The 23,632-nt window shown below is 72.5% G+C and carries 26 protein-coding genes and 1 pseudogene; 6 read left to right on the plus strand and 21 right to left on the minus strand.

Translation table 11 applies throughout. The features are described 5' to 3' along the window. Positions 1–101: 101 nt before the first annotated feature. The 10 genes and pseudogenes from HZF07_RS06980 to rpsP form a co-directional block, all read right to left on the minus strand. Complete coding sequence (locus HZF07_RS06980; protein ID WP_181644889.1) at positions 102–410, minus strand: DUF2469 domain-containing protein; 309 nt, start codon at positions 408–410, stop codon at positions 102–104. After that, a complete protein-coding gene (locus HZF07_RS06985; RefSeq protein ID WP_157340453.1) occupies positions 407–1,150 on the minus strand; it encodes a ribonuclease HII in 744 nt (247 codons plus the stop codon). The genes HZF07_RS06980 and HZF07_RS06985 overlap by 4 nt, the downstream gene beginning before the upstream one ends. A 12-nt stretch (positions 1,151–1,162) precedes the next feature. Continuing rightward, positions 1,163–1,936 (minus strand): signal peptidase I, encoded by a 774-nt coding sequence (lepB, locus tag HZF07_RS06990; RefSeq protein WP_157340456.1) that lies wholly within the window; start codon positions 1,934–1,936, stop codon positions 1,163–1,165. A 58-nt stretch (positions 1,937–1,994) separates the two neighbouring features. Beyond that, a complete protein-coding gene (gene lepB, locus HZF07_RS06995) occupies positions 1,995–2,783 on the minus strand; it encodes a signal peptidase I (RefSeq protein ID WP_181644890.1) in 789 nt (262 codons plus the stop codon). Between the two features lie 29 nt (positions 2,784–2,812). Next, positions 2,813–3,163: a 50S ribosomal protein L19 gene (rplS, locus tag HZF07_RS07000; RefSeq protein WP_157340458.1), complete on the minus strand. Its 351-nt coding sequence runs from the start codon at positions 3,161–3,163 to the stop codon at positions 2,813–2,815. 190 nt (positions 3,164–3,353) lie between these two features. After that, positions 3,354–3,839 carry a GNAT family N-acetyltransferase gene (locus HZF07_RS23700; protein ID WP_309504898.1) on the minus strand — a complete coding sequence of 162 codons (486 nt, stop codon included), beginning with the start codon at positions 3,837–3,839 and terminating at the stop codon, positions 3,354–3,356. Then, positions 3,840–4,511: pseudogene (trmD, locus tag HZF07_RS23705) on the minus strand (tRNA (guanosine(37)-N1)-methyltransferase TrmD); the annotation flags it as partial. It lies immediately after the preceding gene. Continuing rightward, the gene (gene rimM / locus HZF07_RS07010) at positions 4,511–5,059 is read right to left on the minus strand and encodes a ribosome maturation factor RimM (RefSeq protein ID WP_309504623.1); all 549 of its coding nucleotides are present in this window, start codon (positions 5,057–5,059) and stop codon (positions 4,511–4,513) included. The gene rimM and the pseudogene trmD, both read right to left, overlap by 1 nt. A 74-nt stretch (positions 5,060–5,133) precedes the next feature. Next, positions 5,134–5,376, minus strand: coding sequence for an RNA-binding protein (locus tag HZF07_RS07015; protein WP_157340464.1), 243 nt, complete (start codon positions 5,374–5,376; stop codon positions 5,134–5,136). Between the two features lie 5 nt (positions 5,377–5,381). Then, on the minus strand, positions 5,382–5,927 hold the full coding sequence (gene rpsP / locus HZF07_RS07020; protein WP_181644891.1) for a 30S ribosomal protein S16: 546 nt from the start codon (positions 5,925–5,927) through the stop codon (positions 5,382–5,384). Positions 5,928–6,107: 180 nt separating this feature from the next. On the opposite strand from rpsP, the gene HZF07_RS07025 reads away from it, so the two are divergent. The 3 genes from HZF07_RS07025 (at position 6,108) to HZF07_RS07035 (ending at position 8,590) form a co-directional block, all read left to right on the plus strand. Beyond that, on the plus strand, positions 6,108–6,749 hold the full coding sequence (locus tag HZF07_RS07025) for a hypothetical protein (RefSeq protein WP_157340468.1): 642 nt from the start codon (positions 6,108–6,110) through the stop codon (positions 6,747–6,749). 64 nt (positions 6,750–6,813) lie between these two features. Further along, complete coding sequence (locus HZF07_RS07030; protein WP_181644892.1) at positions 6,814–7,659, plus strand: VanW family protein; 846 nt, start codon at positions 6,814–6,816, stop codon at positions 7,657–7,659. After that, entirely contained in the window at positions 7,649–8,590 is a 942-nt protein-coding gene (locus HZF07_RS07035; RefSeq protein ID WP_157340470.1) for a response regulator, read from the plus strand. Before HZF07_RS07030 ends, HZF07_RS07035 begins: the two co-directional genes overlap by 11 nt. On the opposite strand, the gene HZF07_RS07040 is transcribed toward HZF07_RS07035, so the two are convergent. Together HZF07_RS07040 and HZF07_RS07045 are read right to left on the minus strand one after the other, a co-directional pair. Next, on the minus strand, positions 8,570–9,646 hold the full coding sequence (locus tag HZF07_RS07040; RefSeq protein ID WP_157340472.1) for an amidohydrolase family protein: 1,077 nt from the start codon (positions 9,644–9,646) through the stop codon (positions 8,570–8,572). The genes HZF07_RS07035 and HZF07_RS07040 overlap by 21 nt on opposite strands. An 11-nt stretch (positions 9,647–9,657) precedes the next feature. Further along, positions 9,658–11,778 carry a glycoside hydrolase family 3 protein gene (locus HZF07_RS07045; RefSeq protein ID WP_157340474.1) on the minus strand — a complete coding sequence of 707 codons (2,121 nt, stop codon included), beginning with the start codon at positions 11,776–11,778 and terminating at the stop codon, positions 9,658–9,660. A gap of 136 nt (positions 11,779–11,914) precedes the next feature. Here HZF07_RS07045 and HZF07_RS07050 point away from each other — a divergent pair, with 136 nt between their 5' ends. Then, positions 11,915–13,081, plus strand: a complete 1,167-nt coding sequence (locus tag HZF07_RS07050) for an ROK family transcriptional regulator (RefSeq protein ID WP_157340476.1) — start codon at positions 11,915–11,917, stop codon at positions 13,079–13,081. Here HZF07_RS07050 and HZF07_RS24340 read toward each other — a convergent pair. The 7 genes from HZF07_RS24340 to HZF07_RS07085 all read right to left on the minus strand — a co-directional run bounded on the left by HZF07_RS24340 (position 13,035) and on the right by HZF07_RS07085 (position 20,858). Then, complete coding sequence (locus HZF07_RS24340; protein WP_181644893.1) at positions 13,035–14,291, minus strand: MFS transporter; 1,257 nt, start codon at positions 14,289–14,291, stop codon at positions 13,035–13,037. The genes HZF07_RS07050 and HZF07_RS24340 overlap by 47 nt on opposite strands. Before the next feature lie 188 nt (positions 14,292–14,479). Continuing rightward, positions 14,480–14,845: a hypothetical protein gene (locus HZF07_RS07060; protein ID WP_181644894.1), complete on the minus strand. Its 366-nt coding sequence runs from the start codon at positions 14,843–14,845 to the stop codon at positions 14,480–14,482. A gap of 22 nt (positions 14,846–14,867) precedes the next feature. After that, positions 14,868–16,439 carry a signal recognition particle protein gene (gene ffh, locus HZF07_RS07065; RefSeq protein ID WP_157340478.1) on the minus strand — a complete coding sequence of 524 codons (1,572 nt, stop codon included), beginning with the start codon at positions 16,437–16,439 and terminating at the stop codon, positions 14,868–14,870. Between the two features lie 85 nt (positions 16,440–16,524). Then, positions 16,525–18,744 (minus strand): [protein-PII] uridylyltransferase, encoded by a 2,220-nt coding sequence (locus HZF07_RS07070; RefSeq protein WP_232523153.1) that lies wholly within the window; start codon positions 18,742–18,744, stop codon positions 16,525–16,527. Further along, positions 18,741–19,079, minus strand: a complete 339-nt coding sequence (locus HZF07_RS07075) for a P-II family nitrogen regulator (protein ID WP_157340480.1) — start codon at positions 19,077–19,079, stop codon at positions 18,741–18,743. Before HZF07_RS07075 ends, HZF07_RS07070 begins: the two co-directional genes overlap by 4 nt. 97 nt (positions 19,080–19,176) lie before the next feature. Further along, on the minus strand, positions 19,177–19,515 hold the full coding sequence (locus tag HZF07_RS07080; RefSeq protein ID WP_157340482.1) for a P-II family nitrogen regulator: 339 nt from the start codon (positions 19,513–19,515) through the stop codon (positions 19,177–19,179). Continuing rightward, positions 19,512–20,858, minus strand: coding sequence for an ammonium transporter (locus HZF07_RS07085; RefSeq protein WP_309504629.1), 1,347 nt, complete (start codon positions 20,856–20,858; stop codon positions 19,512–19,514). The genes HZF07_RS07080 and HZF07_RS07085 overlap by 4 nt, the downstream gene beginning before the upstream one ends. Before the next feature lie 260 nt (positions 20,859–21,118). On the opposite strand from HZF07_RS07085, the gene HZF07_RS07090 reads away from it, so the two are divergent. Next, a complete protein-coding gene (locus HZF07_RS07090) occupies positions 21,119–21,817 on the plus strand; it encodes a glycosyltransferase family 2 protein (protein WP_181644895.1) in 699 nt (232 codons plus the stop codon). Between the two features lie 4 nt (positions 21,818–21,821). Next, positions 21,822–22,220 (plus strand): DUF2304 domain-containing protein, encoded by a 399-nt coding sequence (locus HZF07_RS07095; protein ID WP_157340484.1) that lies wholly within the window; start codon positions 21,822–21,824, stop codon positions 22,218–22,220. A gap of 6 nt (positions 22,221–22,226) precedes the next feature. On the opposite strand, the gene ftsY is transcribed toward HZF07_RS07095, so the two are convergent. After that, positions 22,227–23,351, minus strand: a complete 1,125-nt coding sequence (gene ftsY / locus HZF07_RS07100) for a signal recognition particle-docking protein FtsY (RefSeq protein WP_157340486.1) — start codon at positions 23,349–23,351, stop codon at positions 22,227–22,229. Between the two features lie 34 nt (positions 23,352–23,385). Then, positions 23,386–23,601, minus strand: a complete 216-nt coding sequence (locus HZF07_RS07105; RefSeq protein WP_157340488.1) for a hypothetical protein — start codon at positions 23,599–23,601, stop codon at positions 23,386–23,388. Positions 23,602–23,632 lie beyond the last annotated feature (31 nt).

Below are 23,632 nucleotides of genomic sequence, written 5' to 3' on the forward strand. Positions count from 1 at the left end.
TCCTGCACGCCAGGGTGGCGGCGGGCGGGGACGGCAGGACCGCGGTCGCGCTCAGCCTGGGGAGAAGCCGGTCCGGGACGAGGCTGTGGACGGAAAGTGGCTCAGGTCTTCGGCAGGTCGATCTCGGAGGGGCTGAGCTCTTCCACGTTGACGTCCTTGAAGGTCAGCACCTTGACGTTCTTGGCGAAGCGGGCCGGGCGGTACATGTCCCACACCCAGGCGTCGCTCATCGAGACCTCGAAGAAGACGTCGCCGGCCTCGGTGCGCGCCTTCACGTCGACCTGGTTGCACAGGTAGAAGCGGCGGTCGGTCTCGACGACGTACTTGAAGATCCCGACGACGTCGCGGTACTCCCGGTAGAGCGTCAGCTCCATCTCGGTCTCGTACTTCTCGAGGTCCTCCGCGCTCACGAGGACGACTCTATCCCGGTCTCCAGGGCCTCCGGGGGCAGCACCACGAGAGCGTCGGTGAGCGGGTCGGAGCCGGGGAGCCCCGGCAGCCGCCAGGACACGCGGTGGTACGGCGAGGGCCCGTGCTCGACGAGGGCCGCGAGGTGCTCGGGGGCGGAGTAGCCCTTGTTGTCGGCCCAGCCGTACTCCGGGTGGTCCGCCGCCAGGTCGACCATGATCTGGTCGCGGGCGGTCTTGGCCAGGATGCTCGCCGCAGCGACCGCGGCGCACCGCAGGTCGGCCTTGATCATGGTGACGACGGGCGGCACCCGCTCGACCACCAGCGGCGGCCCGAAGAGCGCCGCCTGCTCCGGGACGGTGAGGTAGTCGTGGTTGCCGTCGAGGAGCACCGAGTCGGGCTCGACGGTCAGCTGGGCCATCGCCCGGTGGCCGGCGAGCCGCATCGCCGCGATGATCCCGAACTCGTCGATCTCGAGCGAGCTCGCGTGCCCGACGCCGTACGACGCGGCCCAGCGCTGGATCTTCGGCACCAGCCGGCGCCGGGCCTCGGGGGTGAGCAGCTTGCTGTCGCGCACGCCCTGGGGCGCGGTCCGCGTCGTCTCGGTGACCAGCACCATCGCGACGGTCACCGGACCGCTGAGCGCGCCGCGGCCGACCTCGTCGCTGCAGGCGAGCGTCGTCAGCCCCTCGCGGAGCAGCCGCCGCTCGGTCCGCAGCGACGGCGGCGGGAGCGGGGTCATCCGGTCACCTCGCTACTCGGCGTCCGGCACGTCCGCGAAGGTGTCGGGACGGTGCAGCACGTGGAAGCGGTCGCTCGGCCACAGCAGCACGAACACCTTGCCGACGACGTCGTCGACGTCGACGTAGGGGTTGCGGGTGCAGTCCGTCGCCTTGGGCGGGCACATGTGGTACGACGAGTCCGCGGAGTTGTTGCGGTTGTCGCCCATCACGAAGATCTGGCCCTTCGGGACCGGCCCGACCTCCCAGTCGCAGTTGCCGACCATCGGCCCGTAGCACTCGGCGCCGCCGAGGCGGGCGTAGTCCTTCTCGTCGAGGGGCTGGCCGTTGACCAGAAGCCGACCCTTCTCGTCGCAGCACTTGATGACGTCGCCCTCGACGCCGATCACGCGCTTCACCAGGTGGCCGCCGGTCGGGTAGAGACCGACCTTGGAGAGGGTCTTGGCGACGAACCCGCTCGGGCCGGCCGCCTCGGCGCCGTTGAGCCAGCCCCCGGGGTCCTTGAAGACCACGACGTCGCCCCGCTCGGGCGCGCCCCCGAGCCAGTACGACGGCTTCTCGACCAGGATCCGGTCGTTCTGGACCAGGCCCGGCTCCATCGACTCGGACGGGATGTAGAAGGCCTGCACGAACAGCGCCTTGATCACGATCGCCAGCACCAGCGCGATGCCGAGCAGCAGGATCGTCTCCTGCCACACCGGGAGGTGCTTGCGCTTCGCCGGGGCCGGAGTGACGGGGTCCTCCTGCGGGGGACGCCCGTCCGTGGTGGGTTCGTCGGTGGTGCTCATCGCCTCGCCATCGCGTTCGTCTGCGGCCACGCCCCAGGGTAGACGGTGCCTGCAGGGCTCACGACGCGCCGGGGTCGGCCGGAGCGTCCGGCACGTCGGCGAACGTGTCCGGCCGGTGCAGCACGTCGAAGCGGTCGGCCGGCCACAGCAGCACGAACACCTTGCCGACGACACCGTCGACGTCGACGTACGGGTCGTCGCTGCACTCCTTGTCGTCGAAGCAGGCGTGGAAGCTGGAGTCGGCGGAGTGGCTGCGGTTGTCGCCGAGCACGAAGACCTTGCCGGCCGGGACCGGGCCGATCTCCCAGTCGCAGTGCCGCTTGCCCGTGGGCATCGGCCCGTAGCAGTCGGCCCCGTCGAGCTGGGCGTAGGAGTCCTCGTCCAGCGGCTGGCCGTTGACCAGGATCCGGCCCTGCTCGTCGCAGCACGTGATGACGTCGCCCTCGACGCCGATGACCCGCTTCACCAGGTGACCGCCGGTCGGGTAGAGGCCGACCCGCTCCAGCAGCCGCTGGAACCGCGCGGGGTCGTCCACGTCGTCGGGCAGCCAGTCGCCGGGGTCCTCGAACACGATCACGTCACCGCGCTCAGGCGTGCCGCCGCCCCAGTACGACGGCTTCTCGACCAGGATCCGGTCGTTCTCGACCAGGCCGGGCTCCATCGACTCCGAGGGGATGTAGAAGGCCTGGATGAAGAACGCCTTGATCACGATCGCCAGCACCAGCGCGAGCGCGAGCAGCAGCAGCGTCTCCTGCCACAGCGGCCGGTGCTTCTTCTTGGCCGGGACGCGCGAAGACCGCGACTCCGGATCGACTGGGTCGACCGGGTCGCGGCCTTCGGTGCTCACTGGGCGAGCGTAGCGAGGAGCCCGAGGGCTCAGAACTCGCGGCGCTCCTTGATCTTGGCCTTCTTGCCGCGGAGGTTGCGCAGGTAGTAGAGCTTCGCGCGGCGGACGTCACCGCGGGTGACGACCTCGATCTGCTCGAAGATCGGGGAGTTCAGCGGAAAGGTGCGCTCGACACCGACACCGAAGGAGACCTTGCGGACGGTGAAGCTGCGGCCGACGCCGGAGCCCTGGACGCGGATGACGACGCCCTGGAAGATCTGGACGCGGGACCGGTTGCCCTCGACGACCTTGACGTGCACCTTGACGGTGTCGCCGGCCCGGAACTCCGGGAGGTCGGTGCGCTTGATCGCGTTGCCGAGCTCGGCAATGACGTTGCTCATTGTTCTCCTCACGAGTGCCACAGGTCAGCCGCGGTGATGGGGACTTCGGTGCAGTTGTGGTCCCAGCCAGGTGGCCGGCGGCGCCATGCTCCCCCTGTGGCAGGAGCTGGTGCGGATCCCCCTCGGACGCGTCCGCGGGGCGATCCCTGTTTGGCCGGCAGGACCGAGGGTCAAGTCTGCCACAGCGCGCTCAGGCGCGACCAATCCGGACCGGCTTGGTCATCCGGACCACCCCGGGGGCGATCTCGCCGCGGAGCCGGTAGCCGGCCTTCTTGTAGATCCGCTGGTTGCGCAGGCTGCCGGCACCGGTGAAGAGGGCGTACGTCGTGGCGCCGGTCGGCACGAGCGCCTCGATGCGCTCGAGCAGGGTGCGCCCCAGGCCGCGGCCGGCGAGGTCGGGGGCGACCATCAGCCGTCCCACCTCCCAGGACTCCCCGTCCAGCGACGCGCGGACGGCGCCGACCAGCCGACCGCCCGAGCGGGCGACCAGCACGGTGTCGCGCGCGATCCAGGCCCGCAGCTCGTCGAGCGACTCGTGCAGCGCGGGCACCCGCACGCCCGGGTTGTCGTGCTGCTCCTGCACCCAGCAGGCGCGCTGGAGCACGTAGAGCTCCCCGGCGTCGGCGGGCACGACCGGCCGGATCTCGACGTCGTCGAGGAGGACCGACGCCGGCACGAGGTCCGGTCGCCGCTCCGCCGTACGCCGGACCGCCTGGTCGCGCCGCCACGCCGCGATCGCGCCGTGGTCGCCCGAGAGCAGCACCTCCGGCACCGCGCGGTCCCGCCAGGCGGCAGGCTTGGTGTACACGGGGTACTCCAGCAGCCCGTCCTCGTGGGACTCCTCCTCCAGGGACGCGGCGTTGCCCATAAAGCCCGGCACCAGCCGAACGACGGCCTCGGTGATCGCCAGCGCGGCCACCTCGCCCCCGTTGAGCACGTAGTCGCCGAGCGAGATCTCGCGGACCTCGGCCCGGGTCGCCACCTCGTCGACGACGCGTTGGTCGATCCCCTCGTAGCGACCGCACGCGAAGACGAGCCGCTCCCGGGTCGCCAGGTCGCGGGCCACCGTCTGGGTGAAGGGCTGACCCGACGGCGTCGTGAACACCACGGTCGCCGGGCCGTCCGCGAGCAGCGCGTCGAACGCCTCGCCCCACGGCTCCGGCTTCATCACCATGCCGGCGCCGCCGCCGTAGGGAGTGTCGTCCACCGTGCGGTGCCGGTCGTGGGCCCACTGGCGCAGGTCGTGCACCCGGACGTCGATCAGCCCCTTCTCCCGCGCCTTGCCCGCGAGCGAGAGCTCGAGCGGGGCCAGGTAGTCGGGGAAGATCGTGACGACGTCGACCTGCATCAGTCGTCCTCGGGCAGCGGCGTCACCAGGCCGGGCCGGTCCGCGATCACGACCCGACCGCCGGCCACGTCGACCTCGGGCACGAGCTCCTTCACGAACGGCACCAGCGTGTCGCGCCCGTCCGGCGTCCGCACGGTCAGCAGGTCCTGCGCGCCACCGTGGACGAGGCCGGTGACCTCACCGAGCGCCGCACCCGAGACGTCGTACGCCGCGAGCCCGATCAGCTGGTGGTCGTAGTACTCGTCGGGGTCCTCGGGGCTCTCGTCGGCCGCGATCGTGGCGTGCAAGAGGATGCCCCGGGCCGCCTCGGCCGCCGTGCGGTCGGGCACCTCCTCGAAGCGCACCAGCAGCACCGACTGGTGCCACTTGGCGCTCGCGACCGTGAGCGAGCGGAGCGTGCTCGCCGACCCCTTCGGCGGCTCGACGGCGAACACCGACCCGGGCGCGAAGCGCCGGTCGGGCTCGTCGGTGCGCACGTCGATCGTGACGTCGCCCCGGATGCCGTGCGGCTTGCCGATCCGGCCCACCAGCACGTCGATGGTCTCCACAGGTACCTCTCCAGAAAGCAGAACGGGTGCCGCCCCCGGAGGGGCGACACCCATTCAAGCGGTCGAACGGCGTCTCAGCGACGCCGGTCCACGTCGACGAAGTCGATCCGGGCCCCACCGCGCCCCGCGAGCGCGGAGATGACGGTGCGGAACGCCGTGGCGGTGCGCCCGCCGCGGCCGATCACCTTGCCCAGGTCCTCGGGGTGCACCCGCACCTCGAGGAGCGACCCGCGACGCAGCTGCTTGTCCCGCACGCTCACGTCGTCGGGGTGGTCGACGACGCCGCGCACCAGGTGCTCGAGCGCTTCGGCGAGCATGGCGGTCAGGACTCGGTCTTCTCGGCGTCGGCCTCGGTGACCTCAGCCTCGGCAGCAGGAGCCTCGGTGGCCTCCTCGGCCGGGGCCTCCGCAGCCGGAGCCTCCTCGGCGACCGGCGCCTCGGCGGCCGGGGCCTCCTCGGCGGGCTTCTCCTCGGCCTTCTTCTTCGAGGGCGACTTCTTGGTCACGGCGTCGCCCTTGGGCTCGCTCGCGGCCTCCTTGAGCGCCTCGTTGAAGATCGCCAGCTTGTCCGGCTTGGGCTCGGCGGACTTGAGGGTGCCCTCGGTGCCGGTGTAGCCCTTGAACTTCTGCCAGTCGCCGGTGATGGTCAGGATCTTGACGACGGCGTCGGACGGCTGCGCGCCGACACCGAGCCAGTACGCCGCCCGGTCGGAGACGACGTCGATGTACGACGGGCTCTCCTTGGGGTGGTACTTGCCGATCTCCTCGATCACCTTGCCGTCGCGCTTCTTGCGCGAGTCGACGATGACGATGCGGTACTGCGGCACCCGGACCTTGCCCAGGCGCTTCAAACGGATCTTGACGGCCACGTTTGTGGTGTCTCCTCGGAAGTTGTGTGTGGTGAGGGGCCGAAGGCCGGGTGGGGAACACCAGGTTCGGACCATCGATGGGCACTGCGTCGTCCGGGTGAGAGGGTCCGGACGCGCAGGACTCAGCCAACAAGTCTGCCAGACGGCGCGCGGACGGCGGAAATCGGGCAGAGTCGGGCCATGAGCCAGCCGCCGCCGTCGTACCCGGTGCCGTCCGGCTATCCGCCCGGGCAGCCCCCGCGTCCCCAGAAGTATCGCCCCAGCTGGGTGTGGTTCCTGGCCGGGGGTGCGCTCATCGTGCTCGCCGGGCTGATCGGGGTCGCGCTGTTCGTCTGGGCGCTGTGGCCCTTCTTCAGCACCGACGCTCGCGTGCCGGCCGACGGCCGCCCGCACGTGGTGAGCGTCGACACCGACGGCGACCGGATGCTGTGGCGTGACGACGACGTGTTCGACCCGGGCTGCCGGGTCGTGGACACCGCGACCGGCGAGGAGATCCCGCTGCGGCCGGTCACGAGCCAGATGACCCGGGACCTCGGCGACGGCGAGTTCGTCGCGTCCTACCGCTTCTCCCCCGGCTCCGGCGAGCTCGAGGTGACCTGCGCTGCCGGCGTCGAGGCGGACCCCGACGACGCCACCGACCCCGACTGGCGGATGGGGTGGGGCGAGGAGGTCGTCATCGGCCCGGCGCCCAACGTGGGCGGCATGGTGGCCGCGATGGCGACCGGGGTCATCGTCCCCGGGCTGCTGGGCCTGGCCGGACTCGCGATGCTCGTCGTCACGGGCGTCCTGTGGGCGAGCCGGCCCGCGCGACCGCGGACGTGACGCACCTCCGAGGGTTCGGGGACCCGCCTGACAACAATCCGGGCGCCGGCCACGTCCGACCGGTGTGCACCTCTCCCGGCGACTCCCCTGGCTGCGCCCGCTCGCCGTCCTCGCGCACCGCGCCCGGCGCCGGGTCCGGTGGCTGACCTGCGGCGCCCGGTGGGCGACCACCCGCGGTCCCGACCTGCCGGTCCGCGCGATGCGGCACCGGTCTCCGCTGCTGCGCGAGCTCGAGGGCGTGCCGATGCGGCTCCAGCACAACAAGGTCGTCAACCTGCGCCTCGCGACGGCTCGCACCGACCGACTGCTGATCCGGCCCGGCGAGACCTTCTCCTTCAACAAGGTGGTCGGCAGCTGCACCCGGCGCAAGGGCTACCTGGCGGGCCTGCGCCTCTCCGACGGGGCCGCGACAGCCGGGGTCGGCGGTGGCATCTGCCAGCTCGCGAACCTGCTGCACTGGATGGTCCTGCACTCCCCGCTGACCGTGCTCGAGCGTTCGGAGCACAGCTTCGACCCGTTCCCGGACAACGGTCGGGTGGTCCCGTGGGGCGTCGGGTGCACGATCGCCTACAACTACGTCGACCTGGTCGTGCGCAACGACACCGACCACACGTTCCAGCTCCGTACCGGGGTCGGCGGGCACCACCTCCTCGGTGAGCTCCGGGCGGACCGCCCGCTCGCCGTCACCTACGCGGTGGAGGCCCGCGCGGAGCGCTTCGAGCGAGGGGGCGACGGGCGCCTGCGGCGCAGCAACGAGATCTGGCGGACGACGACCGACCGGCGTACCGGCGAGGCCCTCGCCACCGAGCTCGTGCGTCGCAACCGCGCGCTCGTCACGTACGCCGTGTCGGACGGGGGAATTCCGGACACACCGTCCGGCTCCTGTGATACTTCCTTGCGTGTCTCATGACTCGGGGAAGAACGGGCGTCCGGTCGCACTCATCATCGAGGACGACCAGGACACCGTCGACCTGCTCGAGGTCGTCCTGACCCAGGTCGGCTTCTCCGTGCTCAGCGCCGACAACGCCGCCGACGGCGTCGCGCTCGCGCAGCAGCACGCGCCGGTGCTGATGACCGTCGACGTCAACATGCCGGGGATGAGCGGTCTCGAGGCCACGCAGCGGATCCGCGAGTTCAGCTCGGCCTACATCGTCATCATCAGCAGCCGGTCGCACGAGTCGGACATCCTCGCCGGGTTCGACGCCGGTGCCGACGACTACGTCCCGAAGCCCATCCGCCCGCTCGAGCTGCGCGCCCGGCTCGCGGCGGTCGCGCGCCGCCCGGTCACCGAGATCGTCGGAGCCCAGGGCTCGGCCGAGCAGGGCTGGACCCCGGCGGCGGAGGACGCCATCCGCTCCGAGCTGCTGCGCCAGGTCGCGGCCGGCGCACCCGTCGGGGTCGCCCTCGAGGACGAGGACGAGGTGGAGGCCGGCCAGGACGGCCGCGAGGGCATGCTCGACATCGGGATGCGGTTCGTGGGCGGCTGGGTGGAGTTCCGCGGCCTCCGGATCAACCCGGCGCGCGGCATCGTCGTCGTCGACGACCGGCTCGTCGACCTGCCGCAGGAGCAGGTCGACCTGCTCGAGGTGCTGATGTACATCGGCACGCGCTCGGTCAACGCCCGCCACCTCGCACTGCGGCTGCGCGGCCTCACCGAGGACACCGCGACGACGACCCACCGTCAGGACGAGCGGTGGATCGAGGCACTGATGACGGGCCTGCGGGTCCAGATCAAGGACGACGGGCCGCAGCCGCGGTGGATCCAGGTGCTCCCCCAGAACCGCTATCGCCTGGTCCGGCCGACCGAGGACGTCGCGGTCTCAGACGACACGTCCGCGTAGCACCACGCAGGCCGGACGCAGCAGCACCGAGACGTCGGCGAACGGGTCGGCGTCGTAGACCACGAAGTCGGCCGGCGCCCCCTCCGCCAGGTCGGCGTTCCACCCGAGCCACTCGCGCGCCCGCCACGAGGCCGCGCCGAGCGCGTACTCGCGCGGCAGCCCCATCGCCGCCAGGGCGATCACCTCGCCGGCCAGGTTGCCGTGCCGGCTCACGCCCCCGCCGTCGGAGCCCGCGTAGAGCGGCACGCCCGCCTCGTAGGCGGCCATCAGCGTCGCCCGGCGGCGCACGAACAGGTCGGTCATCGTGCGCGAGTACGTCGGGAAGCGGCCGCGCGCCCCCCACGCGTACTCGGGGAACCTCTCGGTCTGCATCACCGTCGGCACCAGGGCGACCTGCCGATCGGCCATCAGCGCCAGGTGGCTCTCGTCGAGGCCGGTGCCGTGCTCGATGCAGTCGATGCCGGCCTCGAGCAGCCCGGTGAGCACGTCGTGGCCGAAGCAGTGTGCGGTCACCTGGGCGCCGTGGTCGTGCGCCACCCGGATCGCGTCGGCGAAGGCGTCCTCGGGGAAGGACGGCATCAGGTCGCCGTCCTCGCGTGAGATCCAGTCGCCGACGAGCTTGACCCAGCCGTCTCCGCGCTGCGCCTCCTGGGCGACGTACGCCGTGAGCTCGGCGGGCTCGACCTCGTGGGCGTAGCCGCGCAGGTAGCGCTTGGTGCGGGCCAGGTGCCGGCCGGCCCGGATCAGCCGCGGCAGGTCCTCGCGCTCCTGGATCCACCGCGTGTCGACCGGCGAGCCGCAGTCGCGGATCAGCAGGGTGCCGGCGTCGCGGTCCTCGATCGCCTGCTGCTCGGTCTCCTCGTCGCAGATCGCGCCGTCCTCGCCGAGCCCGAGGTGGCAGTGGGCGTCGACGAGGCCCGGCACGATCCAGCCGTCGACCGCGCGCTCGGCGCCGGCCACCGGCTCGTAGGTGACGGTGTCCCCGACGACGAACAGCTCACGCCGCTCGCCGTCGGGGAGCACCGGACCGGAGAACTTCAGCGCGGGAGCGGTCATGCTCCCGGACGTTACCGGTGGCCGTGACCCCCGTGGCCATCTCCGTGGTGGTGGCCGTGGTGGTGGCCGTGGTGGTGGCCGTGGTGGTGGCCGTGGTGGTGCCCGGTGCGCAACCCGAACCCGTAGGGGTAGAGCGGGTCGTAGTCGGCGTCCCCGACGTTGATCGGCTCCTGGGCCACGGTCCGCGGCCAGGTCACCGGCAGCTTCCCGGTGAAGGGCCGCTTGCCGAAGACCACGTCAGCGACACCATCGCCCTCGCTGCCCGGCAGCCAGGAGGCGACCAGGGCGTCGGTCTGCGCGAGCAGGTCCGCGGGGATCTCCAGCGGCCGCCCCGAGACCACGAGCACGGTGCACGACGCGGCTGCGGCACAGACCTTCTGGACCGCCTGGGTGTCTGCGGCACTGAGCTTCATGGTCTGCTGCTGCCGCGGGGTCCCGCCGTCGGCGGGGTCCCAGGCCCACTCCGGCCCGCGCACGTCGCCGAAGCCCTCGGCGTACGGCGTCTCACCGACGACCACGATGCCCTCGGCGCCGGCCGGGACGGGGGCGCTCGCGTCCTGGCTGAACGTGACGTCGCCGCTGGTCGCGTCCTCGATGCCGTCGAGGATCGTGTCGCCCGGGACGACGTTGGTCGAGCCGCCCTGCCACGTCAGCGTCCAGCCGCCGGCCTGGTTGCCGATGTTGTCGGCGTTGGAGCCGGCGACGTACACGTCGTCGCGCTTGCTGAGCGGCAGCGTGTGGCTCTGGTTGCGCAGCAGGACCTGGCTCTCGGCGACCGCCTCGCGGGCCACCGACCGGTGCTCCGCGCTGCCGATCTCGTCGATGTTGCGACGGTCGGTGAACGGGTGCTCGAAGAGGCCGAGCTCGAACTTCGCCCGCAGGATCCGGGCGACCGCGTCGTCGATGCGGCTCTGCGGGACCTCACCGCTCGTGACCAACTCGGTCAGGGTCGGGATGAAGAGGTCCCAGCCGTTCGGGTTGTTGGGCGCCTGGATCGGCTCCATGAACATGTCGACGCCCGCGAGCACAGAGGCCTTCACCTGGTCGCGGTAGGTGCCCGGCAGCTGCCGGATCGCGCGCCAGTCGGAGATGACGAAGCCCTGGAAGTGCTGCTGCTCCTTGAGCCAGCCGGTGATGAGCTCCTTGCTGGCGTGCATCTTCACCGGGTTGCCGAGACCGTCCTCGGTCCAGTCGACGCTGGAGAAGGACGGCATGACCGAGCCGACGTCGTGCTGGCGGATCGCGGGGACGTACGGCGCGAGCGCGAGCTCGGCGAACTCCGCGCGGGAGACCTCCGTGATGCCCTGGTCGATGGGGTACGCCGTGTTCGGGGAGACCACGTCGCTGGCCCTCGACTCGTCGTAGGTCGTGAGCCCGTCGCCAGCGAAGTGCTTCGCGGTCGCGAGCACCCGGTCGGCGTCGTCCAGCTGACCGCGGCGACCCTGCAGGCCGTCGATCGCGGCACCGCCGAGCCACGCGGCGAGATCGGGGCTCTCGCCGAAGCTCTCGTAGGTGCGGCCCCAGCGGTCGTCGCGGGCGACGCAGACGCACGGCGCGAACGCCCACTGCGGGCCGGACGCCCGCGTCTCCTCGGCCGTGATGTGTCCGATCCGCTCCACGAGCCGCGCATCGCGCGTGGCGCCGAGCCCGATGTTGTGCGGGAAGACCGTGGCGCCGAGCAGGTTGCCGTGACCGTGCACGGAGTCGACGCCGTAGATGAGGGGGATGCCGAGGCGGGTGTCGAGCGCCGCCTGCTGGTAGCGGTCGATGGCGTCGGCCCAGGCCTCGGGCGTGTTGGGTGTCGGCACGGAGCCGCCGCCCGACAGCACGCTGCCGAGGAGGTTGGTGGTGATGAGGGCCGGGTTGGCGTCGACGTCGGCGCGCTCGGCCTGGGCCATCTGGCCGATCTTCTCCGCGAGCGTCATCCGGCCGAGCAGGTCCGCGACCCGCTTGCTGGTGGGCGCGTGGGAGTTCCGGTAGGTGGGCCGGTCAGCGCCGTGCCGACTCGAGTGGTCGGTCGTGGCGGTGGCCGGTGCCTGGAGCGTCGTGGCCGCGAGGGTGACGGCCGCGAGGACAGCGAGCGCCGACGCCCACCGCCGGGACGGGTGGGCGGACGTGCGTGGGTTGGGCATGGTCTCTCCTTGCCGAGTTCAAGGTGGTGACGGAGGTCACGCTAAGAACGCCCAATCCTCCCGGTCAATGCGGAAAGATCCCGATCTCCTCGGTTGTTTGTTCGCTTCCCGGACCAATCCGACTAGGCTCGCCGCCATGGTCACCGCCGGAGCGCTGGAGCGGCTGCGAGACGCCAACCGGCGCTCGATCACCGCCCTCCTGGCCAGCGACGGCCCCATGAGCCGGGCCGACCTGGCGCGCGGCACCGGCCTGTCGCGCACGACGATCTCGAGCCTCGTGGCGGACCTGATCGGGTCGGGTCACGTCGTCGAGACCGCCGACCGCGGGCGCCCGCACAAGGGCGGCAGCGGGCGGCCACCTCAGCTGATCGCCCTCAGCGCGCCGCGCGGAGCCGTGGCCGGGGTCGACATCGGCCACGGCCACGTCCGCGTCGTGGTCGCCGACCGCAGCGGCGCCGTCCACACCGACGAGTCGGACACGCTGGACGTCGACGACCACGGTGCAGACGCCCTCGACCGGGCGGCCCGCATGGTCCGGGCCGGCCTGACTCAGGCCGGGGTGGACCGCGCCGAACTGCGCGCCGTCGGGATGTGCGTGCCGGCGCCGCTGGACCGCCGCTCCGCGCGGATCCGCACCGGGATCATGCCGGGCTGGCGGCACCTCTCCCCCGGCGACGAGCTGCAGCGGCGGCTCGACGTACCGGTGTTCGCCGACAACGACGCCAACCTCGGCGCGCTGGCCGAGCTCAGCCGCGGCGTCGCTCGCGGGCTCGCCGACGTGGTCTACGTGAAGGTCGCCAGCGGGCTGGGCGCCGGGCTCGTGGTCGGCGGGCGGCTGCACCGAGGCGCGACCGGCATCGCCGGGGAGATCGGCCACGTGCAGGTCGGCGAGGACGGCCAGGTCTGCCGCTGCGGCAACCGCGGCTGCCTCGAGACGCTCGTCTCCGCGCCGCGACTGGTGGAGGTCCTTCAGCGGGCGTACGACGAGCCGCTCACCGTGGAGTCGATGCTGAGGCTGGACGTCGAGGGCGACGCCGCCGTACGCCGGGTGCTCAGCGACGCCGGCCGGGCGATCGGTCGCGCGCTCGCGGACCTGTGCAACAGCCTCAACCCCGAGGCGATCGTCCTCGGCGGCTCGCTGGGCACCTCGCCGTCGCTCGCCGAGGGCGTCCGCGCCGCGGTCGACCGCTACGCCCAGCCGGACACCGCGGCCGCCGTCCGGGTGCTCGCCGGCGAGCTGGGCGGCCGCGCCGAGGTCACCGGTGCAGTGTCACTGGCGATCGCTCGGGTGGCGGCGGGGTGAGGACCGGCGGCGCGGCGAGCGCCGCCCGGAGCATCCGCTGGGCGCCCGCCACCAGGACCAGCGCCAGCAGCATCGCCGAGACCGTCACCCCGAACGCCGCGGTGTAGCCGTGCTCGTCGGCCAGCCGGCCGGCGATCGTCGAGCCGGCGGCGTACCCGAGCCCGGTGGCGCTGGCGAGCACGGTCATCGCGGTCGCCACCCGGGCCGGCGCGACCACCCGCTCGGCGAGCGTGAAGACGCCGATCATGAACGGCGCGACCGCGCAGCCGAGCACGGCGACGACGGGCACCAGCGCGGCGATGCCGTCGACGAGCAGCAGGGGCAGCGACAGCACCAGGAGCGCGCTCACGGCGACGAGGATCCGCCGCTCGGGTCCGATGCGCTCGGGGATGAACGCGGTGGCGATGCCGGCCAGCGCGCTGCCCAGGCCGAGCGCCGCGTGCACGAGGCCGGCGACGCCGGGTTGCCCGGCCGCGGTCGCGAGCGCGGTCGTGCCGGTCTGGGTGGCGCCGAACAGCATGCCGATCAGCAGCTGCGCGCCGACGAGCACGAGCAGCACCGGCGTCCACAGCCGGCCCGTCGCCAGCGCGGCGCCGCCGCCGCGGGTGCGGGCGGTGCGGTGCAGGGCGAACGCGGTGCCGAAGACGGCCAGCATGCCTGCCGCCAGCAGCAGCGCGCCGCTCGGCGAGACGAGCACGACGCCGAGGCCCACCAGCGCCGGCCCGATCGCGAACGACGCCTCGTCGGCGGCGCCCTCGTAGGAGAACGCCACGTCGACCAGGCGGCGCTGGTCGGCGCCGGTGCGCGCGGTGATCGGGCGCCAGCGGACCCGGGCGAGCGGCCCGACCTGCGGCATCGCCAGGCCGGCGAGCGCGGCGGCAGCGACGACGGCGGCGTCCGCCGCGTCCGCGTGCACGAGCGCGACCAGGGCGGCCAGGGCCGCGGCGCCGGCCAGCGACTGCGCGAGCACCACGTGGCGCTGACCGAACCGGTCGCTGAGCGACCCGGCGAACGGTGCGCTGACCGCGTTGGCGACGGCGAGCGCGCCGGCCGAGAGACCGCCGAGCCCGTAGCTGCCGGAGGCCGTGGAGACGAGCAGCAGGGTGCCGAGCTGGGCCATCGCCAGCGGCAGCCGGGCGAGGAACGCGATCACGACGTACGTCGTGCCCGAGAGCTGGAAGAGCCGTCGGTAGGAGGCAAGGGGCGACACGGGGGGCGCCTTTCGGGTGCGTCGGAACGACGCGCCGAACCCACCTCCAAGACGCGTGAAACCCTGAACAACCGCCCATCCTAGGGCTGCCCCGGCTACCGCCGAGAATCGTCGAGAGACGCCGATCGGCCCCTTTTCGACTGTGGAGAAGGGCCGATTCACGTCTCTCGACGGGAGAGGGGGCCGGGTCAGAGCTGGTCGAGCAGCCAGGACGGGCCGAGCGTCTGCGCACCGACGCCACCGACCCGCGCCTGCAGCATCCGGTCGGCGGTCACGACCACCACCCGGCCCCGCGCGGCGGCGGCCCGGGCCTCGGCGAGGATCGTGTCGTCGCCGGGCCCCTTCGCGTGCACGGTGCGGACGTGGCCGTCGCGGCCCGCCCTCACGCCGCCCTTGGCCTGGCCCTCGAGCACCAGCACGATCTCGTCGTACGACGTGTCCGCGACGAGCAGCGCCTCGTGGAGACGTCGCGCGGCCCCGGCCCGGTCCTTCCACCAGCCGTCGGGACGACTGCCGACGACGTTGGCCGCGTCGACGACCAGGGTCTGGGTCACGCCGCCTCCCCCGGGCGTCCCGTCACTTCAGGTACTTGGAGAAGTCCTTGGGCAGGTCGAGCGCGGCGGCCGCCTGCTCGTAGTCGATGCCCTCGCCGCCGGCGGGCGTGCCGAACGGGTTGGTGGGTGCCGCGGCGGCCTTCTCCTTGGCCGCAGCCGCCTCCTGGGCGGCCTTGGCGGGGTTGCCGGACCGCTTCGCGCCCTTGCCCTTCTTGGGCTGGGCCTTGGACTTGCCTCGCTTGCCGCCGCCCATGCCCGGCATCCCGGGCATCCCCGGCATGCCGGGGATCCCGCCGCCACGGGCCATCGACTGCATCATCTTCCGGGCCTCGAAGAACCGGTCGACCAGCTGGTTGACGTCGGAGACCTGGCGGCCCGAGCCCTTGGCGATGCGCGCCCGGCGGGAGCCGTCGATCAGCTTCGGGTTCGCCCGCTCGGTCGGCGTCATCGACTGGATGATCGCCTGGATCCGGTCGATCTCGCGCTCGTCGAAGTTCTCGAGCTGCTCGCGGAACTGCCCCATCCCGGGCAGCATCCCCATGATCTTCGACATCGAGCCGAGCTTGCGCACCTGCTGCATCTGCTCGAGGAAGTCGTCGAGGGTGAAGTCGCCGGTCTGCAGCTTGCCCGCGGCCTTGGCGGCCTGCTCGGCGTCGAAGGTCTTCTCGGCCTGCTCGATCAGGGTGAGCATGTCGCCCATGTCGAGGATGCGAGAGGCCATCCGGTCGGGGTGGAAGAGGTCGAAGTCGGTCATCTTCTCGCCGTTGGAGGCGAACATGACCGGCTTGCCGGTGATCGAGGCGATCGACAGCGCGGCACCACCGCGGGCGTCGCCGTCGAGCTTGGTGAGCACGACGCCGTCGTAGCCGACACCGTCGAGGAACGCCTGGGCGGTGCTGACCGCGTCCTGGCCGATCATGGCGTCCACGACGAAGAGCACCTCGTCGGGGTCGACGGCGTCGCGGATGTCAGCGGCCTGCTTCATCATCTCCGCGTCCACGCCGAGACGGCCGGCCGTGTCGACGATGACGGTGTCGTGCAGCGTGCGCTTGGCCTCCTCGATCGCCCCACGGGCGACGGCCACCGGGTCGCCGACGCCGTTGCCCGGCTCGGGGGCGAAGACGGTGACGCCGACGCGCTCGCCGTTGACCTGGAGCTGGTTGACGGCGTTGGGCCGCTGCAGGTCGGCGGCGACGAGCATCGGCGAGCGGCCCTGCTCCTTGAGCCACAGCGCGAGCTTGGCGGCGAGCGTCGTCTTGCCGGCGCCCTGGAGGCCGGCGAGCATGATGACGGTCGGGCCGGACTTGGCGTAGCGCAGCCGGCGGGTCTCGCCGCCGAGGATCGCGACGAGCTCCTCGTGCACGATCTTGATGACCTGCTGGGCGGGGTTCAGCGCCTGGCTGACCTCCTCGCCGCGGGCCCGGTCCTTGACCGCGGCGACGAACTCCTTGACGACGGGCAGCGCCACGTCGGCCTCGAGCAGGGCGATCCGGATCTCGCGCGCGGTCGCGTCGATGTCGGCCTCGGAGAGCCGGCCCTTCCCCCGGAGGTTCTTGAAGGTGTCGGCGAGCCGGTCGGAAAGAGTGGCGAACAAGTCGTGGCCCTCGGTGCAGAGACGGTCAGGTGGAGGTGCCAAGACTAACCGGGCGACCGCGGTACGCCGTACGCGGCGACGTCACTCAGGCGGTCCCCGCGCTCAGCGCGGCCCGAACGGCGTGCGCCGCCTTCGCCGCCCGCTGGTCGCCGAGCACGCCCGCGTGCGCCTCCTGGAGGTAGAACACGTCCACCGCCTGAGGCCCCAGCGTGTCGACGTGGGCGGAGCGGACCGCGATGTCGAGCTCGGCGAGCGCGGCGCAGACGACGTAGACGACGCCCGGCCGGTCGGCGGTCCGGACCTCGAGGACCGTGGACTGGGTCGACGCCTCCGGGCGTACGACGACCGCCGGGTCGAGCGCGTCCGGGTCGGCGCGCCGCAGCCGCGCCGCGACCCCGGCCCGGTCCTGCACGACCGACTCGAAGCGCTGGCGCAGCACGGAGGGGTCCAGGCCCTCCTCCGCGAGCTCCCAGACCGAGACGGCGTACGCGCCCTGCGACCACGCGCGGGCCGCGCGGACGGCGACCCGTTGGAGCGCGAACGTCGCAGCGAGGTCGGCGAGCAGGCCGACCCGGTCCGGCGCGACGACGGTGACCCGGGTCCCATCCGTGACGACCTCGACCTGGAGGGCGAGGCCGCCCGCGCCCGCCTCGGCCGGGATGTCGACCTCGTCGGCCACCGGCGCCGGCGTCGGACCGGAGTCGAGGGACGTGCGTGCCCGGCGGGCCAGGTCGCGCACCAGGCCCGCGCGCCAGGTGGACCACGCCTTCGCCGAGGTGGCCTTGGCGTCCGCCTCGGTCAGCGCGAGGAGCAGGTCGAGGGCCTCGGCGCCGGCCAACCGGGAGGCGACGAGGTCGACGGTCGCGGGGTCGTCGGGGTCACGCGTGGTCGCCGTCTCGGCGAGCAGCAGGTGCCAGCGGACCAGCCGCGCGACGAGCTCGACGGCCTCGGGCTCGAAGCCCATCCGGGTCGCGATGTCCCGGGCGATCGGCTCCCCCGCCACGCTGTGCTCGGTCAGCCCGCCCTTCCCGATGTCGTGCAGCAGCGCGGCCACCATGAGCACGTCCGGGCGGGCCACCTGCCGGATCAGCGCGCTCGCCTCCACGCAGGTCTCCACCACGTGCCGGTCGACGGTGAACCGGTGGATCGCCGACGCGTGCGGCAGCAGCCGGACCCGCTCCCACTCGGGCAGCACCGCGGCCAGCGCCCCGGTCTCCTCGAGCGTCTCCCAGACGGCCAGCAGCCCCCGCCCCGCTGCCAGCAGCCGCACCATCGCCTGCCGCGCCTCCGCCGGCCACGGATCCGGGAGCGGCGCGGCCTCACGGGCCAGCCGGGCCGCCGTGGCGGGGGCGAGCACGACGTCGCGCTCGGCGGCCTCGGCCGCCGCTCGGAGCAGCAGGACGGGGTCGTCGGCCGGCCGGGCGCCCCGGTCGAGCACGACCTCGCCGTTCGAGAGCGCGACCCCCGGCGCGAGCCGGGTCAGCTCGGGACGACGGACCCGCTCGTTGGCGGCCGGGCGGGCGAGGGCCGCGTCGACCCGGCGCCACGTGAGGTGCGAGAGGTGCGCCGTACGCCGCCCGAGCTCGCGCACGTGCACCTGGGCCGCGCGGGCGTCGGCGAGCCCGAGCCCGCGCGCGAGGTCGCCCCACTGCTCGGGGCCGATCCGGTCGCTCGCGCGGCCGGCGGTCCCGTGCAGGACGTCGCGGACGTCGAGCATCGCGCGCCGGGTGCGCTCCAGCTCGACGTGCGGCACGTCGACGAGCCAGGTCGCGACGAGCGCCTTGAGCACGGTGGCGTCGCGGATCCCGCCCTCGGCCTCCTTCACGTCGGGCACCGAGAGGTGCGCGACCTCGCCGACCAGCTCGTGCCGCGCGCGGACCAACTCCTGGAGCTCCGGGAGCCGGTCGCGGGCGTGGCGGCGCCACTGGGCGAGCATGGTCGTGCGCAGGCGCATCGTCAGACCGGGGTCGCCGGCCAGGTGCCGCACGTCCAGCAGCCCGAGGGCGACCCGGAGGTCGGCGTCGGCCGCCGCGATCATCTCCGGCATCGTGCGCACCGAGTGGTCGAGCTTCGCGGCCGAGTCCCACAGCGGGTACCAGACCCGCGCCGCGACCTCCTGCACGTCGACGCCGGGATCGGAGACCAGCACCACGTCGAGGTCGGAGTACGGCGCCAGCTCGCCCCGGCCGTAGCCACCCACCGCGACCAGCGCCGCGCCGGCGTCCGGACCGCCGCTGTCGCGGTAGGCGCCGGCGCAGAGCGCGTCGGCCGCGGCCGTGCGCGTGGCGCGCTCGGTGGTGGTCAGAGTGCGGCCTCTCCTCGGTCGCCGGTGCGGACCCGCACGGCCGTCTCGACCGGCGACACCCAGACCTTGCCGTCGCCGATCTTGCCCGTGCGGGAGGCCGTGGCGATCACGTCGACCAGCGCCGCGGCGTCCTCGTCGGCCACGAGGATCTCGATGCGGACCTTGGGCACCAGCGCCACGTCGTACTCGGCGCCCCGGTAGACCTCGGTGTGGCCCTTCTGGCGGCCGTAGCCGCTCACCTCGCTGATCGTCATGCCCAGCACCCCGGCGGCCTCGATGGCGGCCCGGGTCGCCTCCCACTTGTGCGGCTTGATCACGGCGGTCACGAGCTTCATGGGAGCCTCCTGCGGGCTGGGTCGATGGGTCCGATCATGCCGGACCGGGTACGCCCCGGCCCGGCCCCCGAGCGGGAGCCGGGCCGGGGCTGGGCGGTCAGATCGCGGCCGAGTCGCGGTCGCCGGTGCGCACCCGCACCACGGTGTCGATCGAGCTCACCCACACCTTGCCGTCGCCGATGCGGCCGGTCTGCGCGGTCTTCACCACGATCCCGACCACGTCCTCGGCGTCGCTGTCGTCGACGACGATCTCGATCCGGATCTTCGGCACCAGAGCGATGTCGTACTCGGCACCCCGGTAGACCTCGGTGTGGCCCTTCTGGCGGCCGTAGCCGCTGACCTCGCTGACGGTCATGCCGGTGACGCCGAAGGTCTCGAGCGCCTCGCGGACGTCCTCCCACTTGTGCGGCTTGATCACCGCGGTCACGAGCTTCATGCGTTCACCCCTTCGGAGACGGTGCTCTTGGCCAGGACCGACGCCGCAGGAGTGCTGCTGCCGGCACCCAGGCCGCTGTGCAGGTCGTACGCCGACTCGCCGTGCTGGTCGCTGTCGATGCCGTCGACCTCGGCCTCCTCGGCGACGCGCCAGCCGATCGTGAACCTGATGGCGAAGGCGATGACGGTCGTCAGGACACCGGTCCACACCAGCGTGAAGAGCGCGGCGAGGAACTGGTCCCCGAGCGAGGCCCAGCCGCCCCCGTAGAACAGGCCGTTGATGCCGCCCGTGCCCTCGGAGGTCGAGAGGAAGCCGATGAGCAGCGTGCCGACGAGACCGCCGACCAGGTGCACGCCGACGACGTCGAGCGAGTCGTCCATGCCGATCTTGTACTTCAGGCCCACCGCCCAGGCACAGGCCAGGCCGGCGATCGCACCGACGGCGAGCGCGCCGACGAGGTCGACGGCACCGGCCGCGGGGGTGATGGCCACCAGGCCGGCGACGATGCCGGAGGCGGCGCCCAGCGACGTCGCCTTGCCGTGCAGGACGCGCTCCATCAGCAGCCAGGCGAGCATCGCGGCACAGGTGGCGAGCGTGGTGTTGAGGAAGGTCCAGCCGGTCTCACCCTGGAACTGGGCGGAGAACGCGGCCGGGTCGGCGAGCGAGTCGGGGGAGAACACGATCGAGCCGACGTTGAAGCCGTACCAGCCGAACCACAGGAGACCGGCGCCGATCATGGTGAGCGTCAGGTTGTGCGGCCGCATCGGCTCCTTGCCGAAGCCGACGCGCTTGCCGATCACCAGCGCCAGCACCAGGCCCGCGATACCGGCGTTGATGTGCACGACCGTGCCGCCGGCGTAGTCCTGCGGGAAGGACGAGCCGGTGGACAGCTTCTCCGCGAGCCAGCCGCCGCCCCACACGTTGTGCGCGACCGGGAAGTAGCACGCGGTGAGCCACAGCGGCACGAACACGATCCACGACGACAGCTTCACGCGGTCGGCGATGGCGCCGGAGATCAGCGCCACCGTGATCGCCGCGAACGTGAGCTGGAAGAGGACGTAGATCAGGTTGGCGTTCGAGACCCCGTCGAGGCCGAACATGGTGAACGGGTTGGCGATCAGCTTGCCGTTCAGGTTGCCGGCGCCGTCCCCGCCCCATCCCATCGACCAGCCCCACAGCACGAAGACGATGGCCGCGACCGCGAACGCGACGTAGGACATCATCATCATGTTCAGCACGGACTTCGAGCGGCTCATGCCGCCGTAGAAGAGCGCCAGTGCCGGCACGGTCATCATCAGGACGAGGGCTGTCGCCACGAGCATGAAGGCGTAGTAGCCGTCCACGGAACCTCCAGGGATCACATCTCGGGAGGGCGGTCACCCGTCGACTGCGCTGTCGGCCGCTGAGCCCGCCCCATTGCGGATCACCTTCGACGCCCGACGTTTCCCCCCGCGCCGCCGCATGTTGCGGTCAGGAAACGAGTGCCGCCGCTGTGTTACGACCACGTTTCTCGACGGTGGTCGTCCGCAGACGTCGACGGTCGGGCCCGGGCCGGGCGGCAGATATGATGCGCGGGCACTGACGCCGGTTACGAGGGATCTCCGTGGTTCACCATCAGTACGACGACGTGTGGATCGTGATCCCCGTCTACAACGAGGCACCCGTCGTCCGGGCGGTCATCGAGCACGTGCTCACCGTCTTCCCGAACGTGGTCTGCGTCGACGACGGCAGCTCGGACGGCTCGATCGAGGAGATCGCCGTCACCCGCGCGCACCTCGTGCGGCACCCGGTCAACCTCGGCCAGGGCGCCTCGCTCGAGACCGGCCTCGCCTACGCCCGCTCGCAGCCCGGAGCGGCGTACTTCGTGACGTTCGACGCCGACGGGCAGCACCGCACGTCGGACGCCGAGGCGATGATCGCCGTGGCTCGCAGCGGGGAGGCCGACGTCGTGCTCGGGACGCGGTTCGGCAGCGGCGCGGGCGAGCAGCAGGTGCCGCGCCTCAAGCGGGTCGTGCTCCGGGCCGCGGCGCTCACCAGCCCGTCGAGCCGGCGGCTGAAGCTGACCGATGCGCACAACGGCCTCCGCGTGCTGACCCGGCCGGTGGCCGACGATCTGCGGATCACGATGAACGGCATGGCCCACGCCTCCGAGATCGTGCAGCACCTGAGCCACTCCGCCTGGCGGGTCCGGGAGGTCCCGGTGACGATCGACTACACCGACTACTCCCGCAGCAAGGGCCAGTCGCTGATCAACGGCGTCAACATCCTGTTCGACCTCTCCCTGCGGCAACGGAAGGGCTGAGCCCATGCCGATCCAAGTACTCCTCATCGCGTCGGTGCTGCTGGTCGTCTTCATCGGCGTCCGCCGCTCACCGACCATCCACGTCCAGGCCGGCAAGCGGATCGCGATCGTGCTGTTCGCGATCGCCAACGTCTACGCCGTCCTGCGACCCGAGCAGGTCAACGAGCTCGCCGTCGCCCTGGGGGTGGGTCGCGGCACCGACCTGGTGCTCTACGCCACCGTGGTCGCGTTCATGGCGGTCACGTTCAACGTCTTCCAGCGCTTCCAGCAGGTCGACCGTCGCTACACCGACCTCGCGCGCACCGTCGCGCTGCGCGAGGCGGAGACCATCAACCGCGAGCGCGGCCTCACCCGTGAGTCCCAGCCGCCGGTCCTGCACCCGGACGAGCACCGCGCGCCCTGACGGGCGCTACCCCAGCAGCGCGTCGACGAACGCCGCGGGCTCGAACGGCGCCAGGTCGTCGGCACCCTCGCCGAGCCCGACCAGCTTGACGGGTACGCCGAGCTCGCGCTGCACCTGGACGACGATGCCGCCCTTGGCGGAGCCGTCCAGCTTGGTGAGCACGATGCCGGTGACGTCGACGACCTCGCTGAAGACCCGCGCCTGGATCAGCCCGTTCTGACCGGTCGTCGCGTCGAGCACGAGCAGCACCTCGGTGACCGGCGCCTGCTTCTCGATCACCCGCTTGACCTTGCCGAGCTCGTCCATGAGGCCGGCCTTGTTCTGGAGCCGTCCAGCGGTGTCGACGATGACGGTGTCGGCGCCGGTGTCGATCCCCTCCTTGACCGCCTCGAACGCGACGCTGGCGGGGTCGGTGCCCTCGGGGCCGCGCACGACGTCGACGCCGACCCGCTCCCCCCAGGTGGCGAGCTGCTCGACGGCGGCGGCGCGGAACGTGTCGGCGGCGCCGAGGACGACGCTGTGCTCCTCGGCGACGAGGATCCGCGAGATCTTGCCGACCGTGGTGGTCTTGCCGGCGCCGTTGACGCCGACCACCAGGACCACGCCCGGCTTGCCGTCGTCGCCGCTCACCTGGAGGCGACGGTCCATCCCGGCGTCGACCAGGGTGAGCAGCTCCTCGCGCAGCACGGCCCGTGGGTCCTCCGTGGAGCCCTCGACCCGCAGGCGGGTGCGCAGCCGCCCGACGAGCTCCTGCGTGGGCGCGACGCCGACGTCAGCGGTCAGCAGGGTGTCCTCGATCGCCTCCCAGGTGTCCTCGTCGAGGCGATCGCGGGAGAGCAGGGCGAGCAGGCCGCGGCCCAGGCCGCTCTGAGAGCCGGCGAGCCGCTGGCGCAGGCGCACCAGGCGCGACGCGGTGCCCTCGGGCCTCTCCAGCGTCGGCGCGGACGGCAGGTCCGGCGCCTCGGCCTCGACCGGGGTCTCCGCGATCGGCGGCGGCACGGTGGCCTCCGGGGCCGGCGCCGCGGGCGGCGCCGACCTGCGCCGGCTGGAGACCGTCAGCCCGACGACGAGCGCGATGAGTGCGACCGCCACCAGGGCGATCACTACGACCAGGAACACCGTCGAGTTCATGGCTCAATCCAATCAGAGCCGGCCGACGCTCCGGTCAGCGGAGGTGCTGTGACTCCTCGGCACCCTGGAGCCGGAACTCGACCTCGTCGTCGTCGTCCAGCACCGGCATCGCGTCGGCCGCCTTCGCCATGGCGTCGCCGACCCAAGGCACGGCGGGCACGTCCTCGCCCCGGTGCGGATAGGCGACGTAGACCGCCACCACACCGGCCACGAGCAGGATCAGGACCATCACGACAACGACTGCGACCACGGCGTACCTCCCGAGAATGCGGACGCCAGAC

The organism is Nocardioides agri (assembly GCF_013778305.1).
Classification (GTDB): domain Bacteria; phylum Actinomycetota; class Actinomycetes; order Propionibacteriales; family Nocardioidaceae; genus Nocardioides; species Nocardioides agri.